Raw genomic sequence first — 16108 nt, forward strand, 5'->3', positions numbered from 1 at the left:
GTAATGGCTTATGGATAGATCAACGCTTTGGCGGCTCTTAAATCCACAAGTGCGCGGATGATGTGTCGCTCCACCATATTCACACTGATTTGATAATGCACAGCAATCGCATTCTGTGACATACCTTCTATGCGGAACATCCAAAACACATCTCTACATTTGGGCGGTAGGCTATCAATGATTTTTTGCAGCAGTTGCAACCGCTGCTGAATATCCAAAAGACGTTCCGGGGATGGCGAAAGCTCCTCAACGGCATACGCACTATGCAGATGATCAAAATCACCACTCGACTCATTGCCTGACTCAATATGCATAGGCACAAACATCGCGGCTTCATGATGACTATCAATCAGCAAATTGCGCACAATCGTTGTGAGATAAGCCTCTGGCTGTGCATGCCTCTGCTCGTTTTTGGCCAGCGCAAACCTCACCAGCGCATCATGCAAAATATCAAATGCTAAATGCTTGCAATGAATCCGTCTAAAAATAGAAGGCAATAAATCATGGTATGCCCATGTTAAATTGATTCCATTCCACATTAGCGAGCTATTCATTTATGTACTCAATGCCTAAATGATTAACCCTAATGCAATAATCGCTCCAAAGTCATGCATCTATAACATTATGATTTATTTACATATTTGTTTAGCGTGTTGTTGAGTGTTGGTTTATTACAACCAATGCAGGGTGCTATCAACCAAATAGCTATCAACTGGGGTCAACCAAACCCACACATTGTTGTGCGGGCTTGATTGAAATGAGTGTGTTAAAAACTTGGTTTTGCATTAGGGTTAAACTGCCAATTCAGGGTAAACCAGACACCTCTAGGTGCTCCGGGAGCAATAAAATTCGTAGTCAGCCAGTCGAATGAGTTATGGTTATAGCCATCCGGCCCGATCGCTCCGCCTATGCTGGGTGAGAATGGATTAATACCCAATCTACCTGCGCTAAAATATTCTTTATCTAATAAGTTATTCACCAGCATAGTTGCAGTCCATTCACTATTGAACTTGTAGCTGGTCTGGAAATTAAAGGTGGCGTATCCCGGTACCGTTCCAGGATTATTGGTGGGTTGCGTATAGAACCGTTCGAACACTCCGGTAGCCTGGTTAAATACATCTACGTTTCTAACAATCGAGCCTTTTTTATGTTCATTATTCTCATTGCCGCGCACAAAGCTTTCAGAGTGCGCTACAGCAGTGAGCCCCACCGACCATTTATCGGTCATGTCGTAGCTCACTGTAGCATTTAGGTTATGTAGCGGCACACCTGGCATGCGGCTACCTGGTTTAACATCAATAATGCCTGTGCGGTCACCATCAATCAGCGTGGCGCTACTGTTGTCAGCGGCAAGCATCGTAAATTCATTTTCAAAGGTGGCATCTGTCAAACTGTAGTTCAGGCTAAAGCCCCATTTATTCTTTTTACCAGATAATCCGGCCTCAACACCACGACGGCGGGTTTTGCCTATACTGTTAAAAAAGCCTGACCCATTCACAGCCACAAAATAGATATCGTCTTTTAAGTCGGTTTGGTATGCACCAAGATTCCACTGTAAGTCTTCGACACCCAATAAATTTGTAAAAGTACCGCGAGCGCCGATGTCATAAGTAGTGGCTTTAATCTGTGGTAAAAATGGATCGCCAGACAGGGTGGTCGGCAAAGTACAGGCGCGATTCTCTGAGATCGATTTTGCTACGTAATTATTCGGATCTGCCAATTGAGCCGGTGTGCGGGTTGAAGGACCTTTATAAATCGGGGTTTTATCGAATGCACAGCCCAATTCAATCACACTTGGCGTGCGCGTGCCTTTTGCCAAATTAGCAAATAAGTTTAAATTCTCTTTTGCTTGCCAGGTTGCGCCCAATGAAGGGTTAAATGAATAAAAACTAAACTTCTCGGTTTCTGCAGCATCCAGCGGACGAGTAATATTCAGCCTTCTGTAATTGACCTCTGGCCTATTAGGGTCAGTTGCGCAATCGCCATTACATATATCATGGTAATAAGGAGCAGCAATCAAATCACCAATCGGATAGTTACCTCTAATGCCGTAGCGAGCGGCAATTTTATTTTTGGTTTTGGTCTGGTTATAACGGCCACTTGCATTAAAGTTCCAGCTTTCTACTGGTGTCCATGTCTCGCTGAAGTAAATGCTTTTGGTGGTATTGGTACCGCTAAAGTCATTATTTGAAACAGGGCTAAAAGCACCATCAAATTGGGGGTGCGCTTGTGATGGGTCTAGGTACACATTACGGGTTGCATCTAAAAATCCCAATTGGCTTTTATTGTTGTATTCGGCACTCGCAGCATCAATCGATGCGCCCACCATAAATTTGTGATGTTCTAAATTCCAATTAAACTGTATGGAGGCGCCATCAACGATCTGGTTGATGTTATTGTCATTGATAATACCTGTGGGTGTGCCTTCCACCACGCCTGATTGGCCCTTAAACCCGCCGTCGACTACTGCGTAATTACCGGAGCCGTCATCTTTAACATAGGTATAAGCGCTGCCTCCTTTTGAGTCGCCCGTCCTATCGGACTGTTGTGCCGCACCACATAGTTCATTGTTCGCCGGCGTACTTATAAATACCCAGTTTTTGGTGATATTACCGAGCTCGTCTGTTTTGTAAAACCACTCATCCCCGTAACTAGGTGAATTTTCACCTGCTGTTGTAAATGGACGCGAGTGACCATTATCGGCCAGGAATGCCTGGAATAGACCCAAAAAAGAGAGTTCATTGTTGTATTCTGGCAGTACTTGCCCACTAAGATCAGGCGTGCCGCCATACCCTCGATTATAAAATTCCGCTTCATACACATTTTTGTAGTTGTTAAACATAAATTGATAGGCAGTTAACATTTCTGAAGATAACGGTGTGTTCTTAAATGAGGCATATTTGGCCTCAAATGTTGCAGCATCCATCCCCGTATACCCTTGTGAATCGCTGAAAAATTCGGTGGAATAAAGATCAAAACCTGTACTTGCGTCAGTCGGTATCACATAATAATCAGGCACGCCGTTAGCACGGGCAAGACCATTACTGTTGAACAAGCAAGTGTATTCCTCACCCGGACCTGGCAAACGACGCGCGGCTGTTTCACCATCATAATCTGTGAATACATCCGCACCAATGCCATGCCGCTTACTATTCCTTCGATACACCTGCCCGGTCACACTGAAGCTATCATTGGCTTGGAAAGCCCCAGATAATTGAAACTGCTGCAACCTGTTTTTAGTGGTGTCTGGCGAACTAAATACTGCATTGCGGTCTCTCGCATATTCCTCACTGGGGATCAACCCATTCCCCACCAAATCTGTACCGACGATGAGCGTACTGAGATTCAAATCCAGCTTATCCCCCCGATAGCTCGCCTTACCAAAGAACTGGTTCACCTTACTCGGCGAGTTCTCACGCCAGCCATCTTCCAGAAAGAAGTTACCGGCTGCAAATAAACCGACAGTACCGTTGTTCCAGCCACCTTCTACTTGTAGCTGTTTACGGTTAAAAGAACCATACAGTACTTCTGCATCCACACCTGCATTGTTAAAGCCGTCTTTGGTTTTAAGGGTGAAAGCACCTCCCAATGTGTTTAATCCAAAAATAGGATTAGAGCCTGGGAATACATCCACACCCGCTAAGGCATTCATGGGGATCATGTCCCAGTTCACCACATCACCGAATGGTTCATTGACACGGATACCATCAAAGAAAACAGATAGACCTTGAGGGGTACCAATCTGTGGGCCTGCGGTAAAACCCCTATATTGCACATCCATTTGAAAGGGGTTGCCTTGGTAGTCATTCACAGTCACAGACTGCAGCTTTTTGTTCATTAAGTCAGTAATGCTGAGTGAGTGAGACTCTTTAATCTCTTTGGCGGTGATGCTTTGTACGTTGCCGGGGATTTGCTCTTTAGTTAAGCCTAGTCCGGGTAATGGGCCTATCTCGTAGAAGCGTTTGGCGCGGACGTTGATTGTGTCTAACTGAATATTTTCTGACTTCTCGACCTTTACACGCGCACGCTTAATAACAATGGTGTTGTCTTCTACATTGGCTTCAAGCCCCGTATTTTCCAGTATTTTCTTTAAAGTCTGGCTTTCGTCATAGCTACCTTTTATGGCTGGTGCCAGCTTGCCTTTTGCCAAACTGTTATCAAACACTATATTTTTACCCGTCTGTTTTGCGTATTGTTTTAATGATTCCGCTAACGGCTGAGCCGGCAGGTTAACGGTCACGGGAATTTCAGTATTGAGTGCACCAGCATACGCATTTAACGCAGTCATCAAACTCACTGAACATGCAGCAATACTTATTGCTTTTGGTTTTAAACGGGGGAGTTGCATACAGAGTCTCTCAAATAAATTTGGTTGAATACTGTATTGACGAGGCACAATTGAATTGCCTGATGTTGGAATATAAATATTTCTTAATCGCTAAGCTGGGTAAGCAGATTGTGCACTTGTGCAAATACCGCTTAAGCCTTAGCGTAAACGATACGGCGCAAATGCAAACCTACTGATTTCGATTGGTAGAGCGGTTTATCTCTGTTTTACTGGCTGAGTGTTTTACAGTCACATCCGCTACCTGTGGCAACGATTGAATAAATGCTTCCATCTCTTTAATTTTAATCACCGCATTAATGCCTACCGATTGATTCACGTGGGAGACTAAGGGGATGGCGCGATATCTGGATACCGTTTCAGCAACCTCGTTTAAGTCAGCATCTTCAAAAATGATTCTGCCTTGCGTAAACTCAAACATACTCAATGCATTGCGATCCAGCTTGTGCAACGATTGCGCCGTGGTAATTTCTGCAACTTGGCCATTGGTTAATACAATAATACTAGTAGAAGGTTTACCATCACTAGTTAGCGCCTCAACCTGTACTTTGCCGTGGTCCACCGCAACATATGTCTTTTCTTTGAGCCGATTCACCAAGAACCGGGTGCCTTTGACGGTAATTCTGGCATTAGCGCTTTCCACCACAAACGGCCTACTTTGATCTTTCACCACATCAAACACAGCCTGCCCTTGTTTCAGTTTAACAACACGCTTATGACGATAATAAATCACCTCAACATCAGAGCGAGCATCCAGCGTAAGTTGTGTGCCATCTGATAAGTATTGGCTAACAATATGTCCAACCTGGCTTGATTGTGCAATGTGCGTGAGTGGTTGTTGCTGCCAATCTTGCCAAGTTTGGTACGCAAACACTGCACAAAAACCCAATACCAAAACACTGGCAAACTTTGCTAACGAGGCAACCTTGCTTCTACGTTTGATATCCTCATCTAGCTTTTTGCGCTGCATTGCCTCCGCCAGCACTTCTATTTGCTTGTGCGAATCAAAGTCTTGCCATGCTTGCACAATAGCGCGGTAGGCATCTTGATGGGCAGCACTTTGCATCAACCAGCTTTCAAACTTGCTACGGTCAGGGTGATCTAGGTCTGCATGTTGCAGCCGCAAAAACCATTTAGCCGCTTCTTCACGCACACTTTTATGCAGAGTATTCATCATGCGCTCAGTAAGTAGTCTTTTGCCAGCGACAAATCGACCAGCGCGCGCATGACATGGCGCTCTACCATATTCAGGCTAATGTTTAATTGTTGAGCGATATCTATTTGCGACTTGCCTTCAATCCGATATAGCCAAAATACCTCTCTGCATTTTGCGGGCAAACAATCTATGATGTTTTGCAGTGCATGCATGCGCTGCTTGATATCAGCCAAGCGTTCTGGGGACTTGAGCCAGGACGCTTCCATATCAAAGCGGTCGTCGTTTATATCTTCCTGAAAGTTAAGTGCCTGTACATCCACATAGCGCGCATGGTAGCGATGATGATCCACGATTAAATGTTTCACGATAGACCGAAGATAAGCATGCGGCTCAAGAATGGATTCAACACTGTTACGCACTGCGAATTTGACGATGGCGTCATGTAGCAGGTCATTTGCCAAATGGAAATTGTTAGTCTGTGCATAAATCTTACGCAATAGATCCGTGTAAACCCATTCCAGATTCAGGTTATGCCAAAAGGTAAATGTATCCGGGCGGTTAGGTGTCAGGCTCATCACGTTGCTACTAACAGTTATTTTTGCTTAATAATGCAAGTTTCATTCCTTATAAAGCAGCGTCATAACCCTCTGATTTATCTATCAATAATATAAACTCCACCTACTTTGTAAAAAGCTTGGTTGATATAAACCCGAGCACTGGTTGATATCAACCAACCCAGTTGCATTCAAGTAGAGAGCATATGCTTTCCATTCCATATTAAAAGCACTTGAAAATGAACAGACCTGTCTGTATTATTTAATCGCTGTTTATTATTCAATATTTTTAAAGGGAGATTGATATGGAAGTATTACTAGTAGGCTCTGTTGCTTGTATTACGGCTTTAATTTCGTCGGCTTGGCTCATGACATTTGCAAAGTGGTTTCCAATTAAAGCTGTAGATGAATTTTTGATTGATTATAAAACCATGATTCGCGCCCATGTGGACTACGCATTGATGGGATTATTTGGGCTTGGATTTTATGCAGCGGGTAAAGCGGCAGGGTTAGAGTTGCCCAAAATCGCATGTGTTTGTTTGGCTGTTGGTGGTTTTTCAAACCCAACCGTATTTGTGATTGCAGCGCTTGACCCAGATTTTTGGAGTAAAACCATTTGGAAAGTGTATTCAGCCATCAGCTTTGTGGTTACAACCATTGGATTTACTTGGTTGTGTTACGAGCTTTTAAAGTTTGCACTTTAATTACACCTATTGGATTTACATACAAAAAAGCCTTTCTTAAACTCTTGAAAAATAGCTTTAATAAACCAACTGTAAATCCATCACAAATTTCCAAGCTTGCCAAAGTTAATAAATTTTAACTATACAGATCTGTATACTCTCAATATAATTTGACGAGATTAAGTATAAATTCCGTACTTATTTACATCAATTGAGGAGAATCCATATGATATCTAAAAAAATAACACTCACTTTCTTGGGATTGTTAATTACAACAACCGCTTATGCTGAACAACGTCAGACGGATATCCCTTCCCACCAACAATTTGAAAATCAGATTCGCTCAGATATCGGACCATTAGCTGGTAAAGAAGTGGCGAGCCTTAAAGTTTTGTATTTAAGTGGAGATATTGGACCTTGGGTGGATACAGGGTTAAATTTAGATTCAGGTGATCACGTAACTATGTTACTTAATGGGAAAATGTGGTTGTCGAGGTCACTTAATTTATCGTATCCAACACCAATATCCGTTTGGGCTAAACAAGGAGAAATGGGATCAATCTTTCATGGCACCCGTGATACTAATACCTTTGTCGCTTCACAGAGTAAAAGTAGTTTGAGACTCAAACTTTATCCATCAGAAAGATGGTTAGATACCACCGGTAAATATGCCGGAGAACCAGCACCAGTGAATCCCGATGCGGGCGGTGGAGTCAGCGTTGCACTTATAAAGTGGGCAAAGAATATAGATGTTGAAACAGAGTTAAACAAACTTACTACAAAAAACAAACCAGCATCATGGGCAGTAGCGGAACTGGATCGCCAAAAAAATCAGAAAATGCCGCCTGAAGGTTGGAACTATATTTGGGAGTTAACTCCATCCGAAATTTTCTATGACGTCCCAGCTGTCATGGGTGAAAATGCCCCTAAACGTGCAATCGAACTGCGTATGCATGATGATGTGACAATAATCGAAAAAGAGTCATCCTTCGAACTGACACCAGATACTAAGCTTGGATGGAAATGGAAGGTGGATGAACTTCCATCCGCAGCACCTGAAAACACCATACCCACACATGACTATATAAGCATTGCAGTAAAATTTGATAACGGTAAGGATCTTACTTTTTTCTGGAGCCGAAATTTACCTGTTGACTCATCGTTTCATTGCCCTCTCTCAGGCTGGACTGATAGAGAAACACACGTCGTAGCCAGAAGCGGAACAGCCGACCTAGGTAAATGGTTAGGTGAGGAAAAGAATATATTGGATTATTATAAGAAAGCGGTTGGGGGACCACTTCCTAAACGAATCACTCATGTCTGGTTAATTGGGGTGAGTTTCTTGCAGCATGGTAAAGGGCTGAGTCAATTTGGGGATATCAAACTTTACGATGGCAAGAATCAGCTATTAGTCTATTAGCTTTAACTACTATTATTTTCTGAGAAATAGTCCATAATTTACTTGAGTAATAAGCAAACGCATAGTGCAAAGGGAGAGGTATGTTGAGATGGACATATTAAATTCTGAATGGTTGGTTATGATGCTTTCAAAGGCCAGTAAAACTCCACAGGGGAGAATGCTGGCCCTTTTTGATATTTTAGAAAATTGGTCTAGCGCACCTCATCTTGACGTTGAGATTAATCGGGACCCAATGTCTAATCAAACCCTAATCCATTTTTTGACAGCGCAAGCTGTAGCTTATGGTGCCAAAGACCCAGAGATATTGACAGATCAAATTGTTTTGATTGCCTGGTGTGCTTTGCAGAAAGCCCTAAACTCACCTGACAGCACTCACTTGGCGCACGGCAAAGATGTAGTCAAAGCCCTGCTTTCAGCGCATACACGAAGCAACGAGCGGTCTTTCTGGAGGATGGGTAACTATAAGGCCGCAGTATTTGCCTGTGCAGCTAGTTTAGCGTTGATCATGGGTATAAGCATGACTGGGGCTTGGGACTACTTAGGCAGAACACATAATACGTCTAATCTGGCATATAAAATCGTTGGAAATGGCAAAAATGTAGCTGCAGTACAGCATAGCGACGCCACTGCATTATCGCCAAGTGAGTCAGCGAACTATTTTCGAAAATACGAGGAAACTCGGAGTGGCATTTGTCAATACCAAGAAGTGCTATCCTTGCCAGTTGCAGATCGAGTTGTTTATTTAAAAAATGTCGTAAATAACGAACTACCTGAGAATGCTAAAGAACTAGCGATTACGAATTACTATTTAAACAGATTAAATTGTTATTACTCGCCATTTCTGAATGCAAAGTTCAGGGCCTAACCAAAACCTAGTTAATTAAGAATTTTTCCAAAGTTGAGAGTCAACAACTGTTTTGTAGAAGCCAAAAATAGCTTATTTGATTATCCTGACCATATGGATTTAAAGTGCAGACAAAACAGCCCACAAGGCGAATTGAACAATATTTAGTGGCGCCTTTAGGCTGCAATGCACACTTGCCAACTGGCAAATCAACATCCAACAATTACAGAGATGTTTTAATCAGCGTAATCGCTGCACTCTTGGCACGGCTAGCCGCACCAGACCCTGGACTTAATCGTTCAATCAATGCAGCGCCCTCGAATAAAATGGTGAGCTGTTGACTCAGTGCCTCAGGCTCTTTAGCACCAGCTGCCGCTGCAATTTTAGATAAGTAGCCTTGTAGCTCTACCGCTAACACTGCTGAATACTGATTAATCGGGTGATCTGGGTCCGGAAATTCAACCGCCGCAATATGGAACGGAAAACCGTGAAATTCCGGGGTCATGATCCACTGCTCTACAAGCTCACACAGTAAAAACAGAATATCTTGAGAATCTGCTTTTTTAGACACCAGCTGTGCGTTTAGCCACGCATAAAATTTATCAGACTTCTCTCGGAGGTAAGCAGTAATGAGTTGATTCTTACTCGGAAAATGCTTATATAACGTGGCTTTAGCCACGCCAGCTTCCGCAATAATGGTATCTACTCCAGAGGCTTGTATGCCCCTGGTTTCAAACAGCGTGGTGGCTGTGGTGAGAATTTTTTCATACATATTCATCTTTATTTCCTTATCTAAGCTATCTAGGCAAAGCTGCGATAAATCATTGAACTGACAACGGGCGCATTAACTCTTGCGGGTACAAACAGTTGACATACCCTAAGGCCAACCTGAGGTTTTCGACATTCTGTACTTCTACTACTCCTTTGTTTACAAACAACAAAAAAGCATGGCGCTGTTCTTGTGGCAGCATGGCGGCTTGCGGTAGCTGGCAAGTACCTGCTTTCATTTTGTGGTACGCCAGTTGCAACATACTCATCGTGACAGGGTCTGCATCACTTTCATTTTCCACTGCCTCTGCTGGCACTAAGGGCGAATCGGCTACAGCATGATGGCTTTTGAGCACTTTAGAATGGTTCATAATTGTCGTGCTGAAGGCAATCAACAAAACGACGGTAAACAGCCCAAATGAAAACAACCGCCTTTCACGCCGCACATCTACATAACGGTGGATAGACTGCTCGACCAAGTTCCATGCTTTATCCGATCCAGTTTGTGCTTGCGTTTGTATGGCGCCTACGGTTAAAAATAGCAACTGATCGGACATGATTTCCGGAAGTTTGGATGGTGACTTGCCAATGGCTGCATGCACCATTTCTTTAATGGCATTGACATCTTCCAGCGTTAAATCCAAAGCTTGTTGCTGTGCAGTTCTATGTACAACCCTATCGCTATTCCAGCGCTTAAGTTGGCGGCAAAGCGCCACCAGCGCTGTGTTTTCAGGGTTTGCGTAGGCACGGAAATACTGAAAAAAATCTAATGAGAATAAGTAGCTGAAGTTGCAGTGCTTCAGAATTCCCGTAGAAAAACCCCAACCTTGGCTCAATGTAAATTACTCCCTAAAAATCTACTTGCACTTTTTATAACTCTTCAAGTAGACTGTAATTAAGTGAACAGACCTGTCTGAATACTACCTTGATCACGCACAAAATGCAATGCATTACCCACTAATACTTTTATTTTACACAGGATTACTATGAAAAATGCAACAAACGATATTCAGTTGGCCGATTGGCGCGACCACGCATTAACACTGGAAAATGAAGTAAAGAAGGTGATTGTTGGCCAAGACAAGGCAATTAGATTAATTAATCTTGCCATATTTGCACGTGGTCATGTGCTACTTGAGGGTGGTGTGGGTGTGGGTAAAACCACCTTATTACAATCCATCGCACGCTGTATTGGTGGTGCATATGAGCGTATAGAAGGCACCGTCGATTTGATGCCAAACGATTTAATCTATCACACCTATCTGGGTGAAGATGGCCGTCCAAAAATTGACGAAGGTCCGTTATTGCGTGCCGGTGAAAATTTGTCAGTGTTCTTCTTCAATGAGATCAATCGCGCACGCCCACAGGTACATGCGCTGATGTTGCGCGTGATGGCTGAACGTCATGTGAACGCATTCAAAAAAGAGTATCGCCTGCCGCACATGGTGGTGTTTGCAGACCGTAATCAGGTTGAAAAGAACGAAACGTTTGAGATTCCTTCTGCCGCGCGTGACCGCTTTATGATGGAAATTCCGATTGATATCCCAGCCGATAGAGAATTGCGTAAAGCACTCATGTTTAACGTCAAATTTCAACATGCGGAACATTTGACCAAGCAAGTGGCATCCAATGTACTGCAGTTTGATCAGCTCAATGCGTTCTCTGACACGCTGCAAAACCATATCAGCGCGAGCCATGTGCTAGAAGAGTACGCGCTAGACTTGTGGGAATCTACACAGCACCCAAGCAAATTTGGTATTCACTTGGATAGCGTAGACGTGAACCGTTTGATACACACAGGCGCAAGCCCACGCGGGATGGGCATGCTACTGAAAGCAGCGCGAGTCAATGCGTGGTTGATGAATCGTGACAGTCTATATCCGGAAGATATTCATGCGGTGTTCCACGAATTGATTGCACATCGCTTGGTATTTAACCCCATGTACGAAAACCGCAGAACGCAATTGGCACGCGAGCTCACCAGCAAGATTCTAAGCACAGTCGCCGTGCCTTCTCAAGCAAAAGCAGCATGATTCCAGCATACGCAAAACCGTTTTTTTACCAAACGCCGTGGAAATCTAGCAGCATCCATTTTGGTGAACATCTTGGTACACAGCGGGGCTTGGGCGAGGAGTTTAAGGGCAATGTGGATTTCATTGATTACCCTGATGCTAGGCGCATGGATTTGCGCCAAACATTGCGCGACCCCTATGAGCAGATACAGGTTAAGTTGTTTAATCAGGACAACACCACACCCATTTTTGCCGTGTGCGACCTGTCCAGCTCGATGCAGTATAAGGGGCAAAGCAGGAAGCTAGATTTGGCAAAAGAAATTGCCGCGTCCATTGCTTATTCGGCATTTGATACCAGCGATATGTTTAGCTTTATTGCCTACAACACACAGGTGATTGAAGAGCTCACGCTGAGTTTAAGTCATCACGTGCATCAAGCCTTTGAAGTGATAGACCAGCTGAGTGCCTACGAAAAAATGCGTGTTGGGCCAGAAGGCATTTTGGAGGTTCCGGAGTACTTGAGTCAGCACAAAGGCCTAGTGTTTTGGATTTCAGACTTTCATATGCCGATCAGCCTGATTGAGCAGGCGTTGAATGCGATGTCATCACATCAAATTATTCCCGTTGTACTTTGGGATGCGCACGAGTATACCAAGCTCCCCAAGTTTGGGTTTGGCAACATGATAGACCCAGAAACGGGCGCAAGCAGAACCATCTTCTTTCGTGAAGCAGTAAGAGCGCAGTTTGAGGCCGCGTTTGCTGCAAGAAAGCAAGCGCTAGACACTTTATTCACGCGCTTTGACAGCCAAGCCATTTATATCCATGGCAAGTACGATCCGGATGTGATGTCGCAATATTTTGAACACATGATGGCTTAAATACCAGATGGCTAAAATAACAAAGGGAATTATGCGTAATTCAATCGTAAAATCAATATTGGCTATTAGCCTTACACTCTTGTCACTACAAGGATTTGCGCAAGCGTCAGCGGTGAAAGTGCTTAACATCACCAATCCACACCATAGCAATGCCATACAGATTGGCGATGTACTGAATCGCACCATCGAGGTTGAGGTCAGCTCAGCCTACCACTTGCCTAAAACGTCACTCCCATTAAAAGGGGACAGCAAAGATGGTATAGAACTACGTGACATTGCCGTACAAAGTACGCAGCACGGTGATACCACTACCTACCACATTGCACTCAGCTATCAGGTCTTTGCCAGCGCCGCCAAACCAATGGTGATGCGATTACCCAATGTGCATTTCACACTGGCAGGTGGCACCACTTCAGCCGCTATTGAAATGCCTGCTTGGCAGTTTTGGTATTCGCCACTGGTAGCAGAAGGCATTACCAATGCCAAAGAAAATATGCAGCCACAATCCAAACCACCACTATTTGATGTGAGCACACACTATAGCTGGCTATGGCTAGCACTCTCCGTATTAGCTACAGGTCTGATCGGGCTCATCTATGTCAATGCAGATAAATCCTGGTTGCCTTTTATGAATGGTGCATTTGCGCAAGCGTATCGCCGCATTAAAAAATTAGGCCATAGCCAAGGCAGTCATCAGCATGCTTTGATGTATATGCATCAAGCGTTTAACCAACTGTATGGGGAGAATTTATTTGTACACGAGCTGGACAAATTTCTAGCGGCGCATCCTAAATTCTTAAAAATGCGCGCGGACATTGATGCGTTTTTTACGCAATCTAACGCTGCACTGTTTGGCAATCACGCATCGAATGGTCAGGAGTTACAACAGCTCAAGGCGCTCAGTAAACGTTTTAGAGATTGCGAGCGAGGCATTTAATGACGCTATTACATCCATGGGCACTTTTATTAGTGCCACTCGCAGCCGCGCCATTTATATTTAAGAGCCATCAAGGCCAAATGTACTCTTGGTTAGACATTGCACCCAAAGATAGGCTGTCAGACATTGCCAACCGCGTTGTCAAAACCATCATCGCCCTAGTCTTACTGAGTATTGTGCTTGCACTGGCCTCTCCACAAGGTGCCAGTAAAAAAGAGCAAAAGGTGGGCAAAGGCGCACAAACGGTTTTTGTGATTGACCGTAGTGTGAGTATGGACCATCCGTTTGCCGGGCAAAGCACTAGCGGGCGCGCTGCAGAGATAAAATCTGCCGCTGCACGCAGATTGATTACTGATTTTATTGACTCCCGCCCGGACGACATGATGGGCGTCGTTGGCTTCACCAACTCTGCCCTCTATGGCATGAAAATCACCACCAATCGTGATGCTATCCACGCTGCCATTAATGCAGCTACTGGCGCCGCACTCAATCAAACCAATATTGGCGCAGGTATTACCGAGGCGGTCAGCTTATTCGACAACATTCAAAGCTCTGGATCACGCGCGGTAATTTTGCTCTCTGATGGCGCAGGAAAACTAAGCCCACGTGTGAGATACAAAATATCAGAATACTTTGTGGGCAAAAAGTTAAGCCTGTACTGGATTGTATTAAGAGAGCCGGACGACATCAGCATCTTTACTAAAAATACTTATAGCGAAGATAGTGTTCCCGATTCTATTGCGCTAGACCGATATTTCAAATCACTCAATATCAAATACAAAGCGTTTGAGGCAGACAATCCGACGGCACTGCAATCTGCATTGCAATACATCGATGCGAAAGAAAAAAACATGATTCAGTACTCGGTCAATATTCCCGGCCATGACTACTCAAACAATCTTATCGTCATCGCATTGATACTCAGCTTGCTCATATTAGCCATTAAAAATCTAAAGGTACACGCATGATCAGACATATTAAAAATAGCAATGTGGTGTTTGGCGCATTGCTCACCATTGGTTTAGTGGGTGCCGGGTACGAGGCTTTTCAAATCCACAGAATTGAACAAGTGAACCGCGTGGTAGCGGCCGGGCAGCTGGTCACCAGTGACCGTTACCCCTATCTACAAAAATTTACTGCAGCCTATGACCAAGGCAATAAAAAAGACTACAAACATGCCGTGCAAACCTACGGGCAATTATTAGAAACCAAGCCAACTTTAGCTCAGCAGGCCAAAATCCAATACAACATTGCCAATAATCTGTTTGTGTTTGGGTTGATACGTAGAATCAATGACGATGGCACATTACAAGACGAAGCACGCTATGCCTATACCCAAGCCAAAATGGCCTATGAGCAATCATTAAGAATCACACCACAAGACCGTGCCGCCAAATTCAATTTGAATCTATTGCACTCGGTGATGGCAAATAATATGAAGCCTGCACCCAAAGACCAGTCCACCATGGAACTGAGCAACTTACCGATTGGTTTGCCATGAAAAAGATACGTGCATTTTTAACAAACAATCACGAGACTTTGCTGTTTACAGCAGCCTTTGCTTGTTTATTACTGGCATTGTTCAAGCCAGAAATTCAATTAAAGCAAGAGGTGCATAACTACTTACTGCTTGCTGATGTATCACAAAGCATGAATGCCGAAGATGAGCGCTGGAACAACCAACCGGTTAGCCGGTTGGCCTACACACGTCAACTGATGAAAAACATTGTGCAGACATCTGCCTGCGGTACTTATTTTAGTGTGGGCGTATTTGCTTCGGACAATGTGGCTTTATTGATTACACCCTTAGAAGTCTGTGCGAATTTAGATGTGATCACAGACTCCATAGACCATCTGGAGTGGCGCATGGCATGGAAAGGCAATAGCCGCTTAAGCTTTAGTATACGTGCGGCAGCCAACACGTTTGACTCGCTCAATGTGCCGGCACATTTGCTGTTTTTTACCGATGGCGATGAAGCACCGCGCGTCAACGTCACCATCAAACAAGACCTTAGCGGCATTCAAATTGGTAAAAACTTCACGTTTGTCGGTGTAGGCGGCAATACCAAAGTGGGCGTACCCAGATTCAATTCCGCAAATGAGCGGGTTGGTTATTGGCCGGTGAGTGATAACAACAATGCCGGCGCTGTTGGTGTCACTTATTCAGACCCAAGCCAGGATGAACCTGATCCGCCAGTGGCGTTTGCAGAATATGACCGCTTTTTATCGCAATTGGAAGAAGAGTACTTAATCTCGCTTGCTGGAGAATTTAAAGGCACGTATATCAAAGGGCAAGACAACAACGCGTTTTATGCCTTTGTGCAAAAACAAAAGCCAGCCGCTAGTTTTGTCACGGCGTATTCGATGCGCTGGGCATATTTACTTTTGGCCGCGCTACTCATCCTCGCTACCTTTATACCAAATGTGTTATACAAACTAGGTCGGGGTGCGAGACTTAGATTCAAATAAATCTGCGCTGGGGAGCTACCTCAGCGCAAACGTTATGACGCG

At 44.1% G+C, this 16108-nt stretch carries 15 protein-coding genes; 9 read left to right on the top strand and 6 right to left on the bottom strand.

Going from position 1 to position 16108, the window contains the following annotated elements:
• Positions 1 to 8 precede the first annotated feature (8 nt).
• The 4 genes from A3Q3_RS0106335 to A3Q3_RS0106355 all read right to left on the bottom strand — a co-directional run bounded on the left by A3Q3_RS0106335 (position 9) and on the right by A3Q3_RS0106355 (position 6076).
• Positions 9 to 554, bottom strand: a complete 546-nt coding sequence (locus tag A3Q3_RS0106335) for a sigma-70 family RNA polymerase sigma factor (RefSeq protein WP_020182737.1) — start codon at positions 552 to 554, stop codon at positions 9 to 11.
• A 212-nt stretch (positions 555 to 766) separates the two neighbouring features.
• Positions 767 to 4348 (bottom strand): TonB-dependent receptor domain-containing protein, encoded by a 3582-nt coding sequence (locus A3Q3_RS0106340; RefSeq protein WP_020182738.1) that lies wholly within the window; start codon positions 4346 to 4348, stop codon positions 767 to 769.
• Positions 4349 to 4517: 169 nt separating this feature from the next.
• The gene (locus A3Q3_RS0106350; protein ID WP_026361796.1) at positions 4518 to 5522 is read right to left on the bottom strand and encodes a FecR domain-containing protein; all 1005 of its coding nucleotides are present in this window, start codon (positions 5520 to 5522) and stop codon (positions 4518 to 4520) included.
• Positions 5519 to 6076 carry an RNA polymerase sigma factor gene (locus A3Q3_RS0106355; RefSeq protein WP_020182741.1) on the bottom strand — a complete coding sequence of 186 codons (558 nt, stop codon included), beginning with the start codon at positions 6074 to 6076 and terminating at the stop codon, positions 5519 to 5521. The genes A3Q3_RS0106350 and A3Q3_RS0106355 overlap by 4 nt, the downstream gene beginning before the upstream one ends.
• A gap of 284 nt (positions 6077 to 6360) precedes the next feature.
• On the opposite strand from A3Q3_RS0106355, the gene A3Q3_RS0106360 reads away from it, so the two are divergent.
• The 3 genes from A3Q3_RS0106360 (at position 6361) to A3Q3_RS0106370 (ending at position 9023) form a co-directional block, all read left to right on the top strand.
• On the top strand, positions 6361 to 6759 hold the full coding sequence (locus A3Q3_RS0106360) for a hypothetical protein (protein WP_020182742.1): 399 nt from the start codon (positions 6361 to 6363) through the stop codon (positions 6757 to 6759).
• A 205-nt stretch (positions 6760 to 6964) separates the two neighbouring features.
• On the top strand, positions 6965 to 8158 hold the full coding sequence (locus A3Q3_RS0106365; protein WP_020182743.1) for a DUF3047 domain-containing protein: 1194 nt from the start codon (positions 6965 to 6967) through the stop codon (positions 8156 to 8158).
• Between the two features lie 88 nt (positions 8159 to 8246).
• Positions 8247 to 9023, top strand: coding sequence for a hypothetical protein (locus A3Q3_RS0106370; protein WP_020182744.1), 777 nt, complete (start codon positions 8247 to 8249; stop codon positions 9021 to 9023).
• A gap of 202 nt (positions 9024 to 9225) precedes the next feature.
• Here A3Q3_RS0106370 and A3Q3_RS0106375 read toward each other — a convergent pair whose 3' ends face one another.
• A complete protein-coding gene (locus tag A3Q3_RS0106375) occupies positions 9226 to 9780 on the bottom strand; it encodes a TetR/AcrR family transcriptional regulator (RefSeq protein WP_020182745.1) in 555 nt (184 codons plus the stop codon).
• A gap of 43 nt (positions 9781 to 9823) precedes the next feature.
• A complete protein-coding gene (locus A3Q3_RS0106380; protein ID WP_020182746.1) occupies positions 9824 to 10606 on the bottom strand; it encodes a hypothetical protein in 783 nt (260 codons plus the stop codon).
• Between the two features lie 150 nt (positions 10607 to 10756).
• Between A3Q3_RS0106380 and A3Q3_RS0106385 the strand changes: the two genes are divergently transcribed.
• The 6 genes from A3Q3_RS0106385 to A3Q3_RS0106410 are packed head-to-tail and all read left to right on the top strand — an operon-like array spanning position 10757 to position 16066.
• The gene (locus A3Q3_RS0106385; RefSeq protein ID WP_020182747.1) at positions 10757 to 11803 is read left to right on the top strand and encodes a MoxR family ATPase; all 1047 of its coding nucleotides are present in this window, start codon (positions 10757 to 10759) and stop codon (positions 11801 to 11803) included.
• Entirely contained in the window at positions 11800 to 12660 is an 861-nt protein-coding gene (locus A3Q3_RS0106390) for a DUF58 domain-containing protein (RefSeq protein ID WP_020182748.1), read from the top strand. The genes A3Q3_RS0106385 and A3Q3_RS0106390 overlap by 4 nt, the downstream gene beginning before the upstream one ends.
• Positions 12661 to 12691: 31 nt before the next feature.
• Entirely contained in the window at positions 12692 to 13597 is a 906-nt protein-coding gene (locus tag A3Q3_RS0106395) for a hypothetical protein (RefSeq protein ID WP_020182749.1), read from the top strand.
• Positions 13597 to 14565, top strand: a complete 969-nt coding sequence (locus tag A3Q3_RS0106400; protein WP_020182750.1) for a VWA domain-containing protein — start codon at positions 13597 to 13599, stop codon at positions 14563 to 14565. The genes A3Q3_RS0106395 and A3Q3_RS0106400 overlap by 1 nt, the downstream gene beginning before the upstream one ends.
• Positions 14562 to 15098 (top strand): hypothetical protein, encoded by a 537-nt coding sequence (locus A3Q3_RS0106405; RefSeq protein ID WP_020182751.1) that lies wholly within the window; start codon positions 14562 to 14564, stop codon positions 15096 to 15098. Before A3Q3_RS0106400 ends, A3Q3_RS0106405 begins: the two co-directional genes overlap by 4 nt.
• Positions 15095 to 16066 (top strand): vWA domain-containing protein, encoded by a 972-nt coding sequence (locus A3Q3_RS0106410; RefSeq protein ID WP_020182752.1) that lies wholly within the window; start codon positions 15095 to 15097, stop codon positions 16064 to 16066. Before A3Q3_RS0106405 ends, A3Q3_RS0106410 begins: the two co-directional genes overlap by 4 nt.
• Positions 16067 to 16108 lie beyond the last annotated feature (42 nt).

It is taken from the genome of Methylotenera sp. 1P/1, assembly GCF_000384355.1.
In the GTDB taxonomy this organism is placed as follows: Bacteria; Pseudomonadota; Gammaproteobacteria; order Burkholderiales; family Methylophilaceae; genus Methylophilus.

What these genes read in the sequence shown, in the direction of transcription:
- A3Q3_RS0106400 (WP_020182750.1), top strand. Translation starts at nt 13,597, where the DNA reads ATGACGCTATTACATCCATGGGCACTTTTATTAGTGCCACTCGCAGCC.
- A3Q3_RS0106385 (WP_020182747.1), top strand. Translation starts at nt 10,757, where the DNA reads ATGAAAAATGCAACAAACGATATTCAGTTGGCCGATTGGCGCGACCAC.
- A3Q3_RS0106335 (WP_020182737.1), bottom strand. Translation starts at nt 554, where the DNA reads ATGAATAGCTCGCTAATGTGGAATGGAATCAATTTAACATGGGCATAC.
- A3Q3_RS0106405 (WP_020182751.1), top strand. Translation starts at nt 14,562, where the DNA reads ATGATCAGACATATTAAAAATAGCAATGTGGTGTTTGGCGCATTGCTC.
- A3Q3_RS0106395 (WP_020182749.1), top strand. Translation starts at nt 12,692, where the DNA reads ATGCGTAATTCAATCGTAAAATCAATATTGGCTATTAGCCTTACACTC.
- A3Q3_RS0106360 (WP_020182742.1), top strand. Translation starts at nt 6,361, where the DNA reads ATGGAAGTATTACTAGTAGGCTCTGTTGCTTGTATTACGGCTTTAATT.
- A3Q3_RS0106365 (WP_020182743.1), top strand. Translation starts at nt 6,965, where the DNA reads ATGATATCTAAAAAAATAACACTCACTTTCTTGGGATTGTTAATTACA.
- A3Q3_RS0106355 (WP_020182741.1), bottom strand. Translation starts at nt 6,076, where the DNA reads ATGAGCCTGACACCTAACCGCCCGGATACATTTACCTTTTGGCATAAC.
- A3Q3_RS0106390 (WP_020182748.1), top strand. Translation starts at nt 11,800, where the DNA reads ATGATTCCAGCATACGCAAAACCGTTTTTTTACCAAACGCCGTGGAAA.
- A3Q3_RS0106340 (WP_020182738.1), bottom strand. Translation starts at nt 4,348, where the DNA reads ATGCAACTCCCCCGTTTAAAACCAAAAGCAATAAGTATTGCTGCATGT.
- A3Q3_RS0106410 (WP_020182752.1), top strand. Translation starts at nt 15,095, where the DNA reads ATGAAAAAGATACGTGCATTTTTAACAAACAATCACGAGACTTTGCTG.
- A3Q3_RS0106375 (WP_020182745.1), bottom strand. Translation starts at nt 9,780, where the DNA reads ATGAATATGTATGAAAAAATTCTCACCACAGCCACCACGCTGTTTGAA.
- A3Q3_RS0106370 (WP_020182744.1), top strand. Translation starts at nt 8,247, where the DNA reads ATGGACATATTAAATTCTGAATGGTTGGTTATGATGCTTTCAAAGGCC.
- A3Q3_RS0106350 (WP_026361796.1), bottom strand. Translation starts at nt 5,522, where the DNA reads ATGATGAATACTCTGCATAAAAGTGTGCGTGAAGAAGCGGCTAAATGG.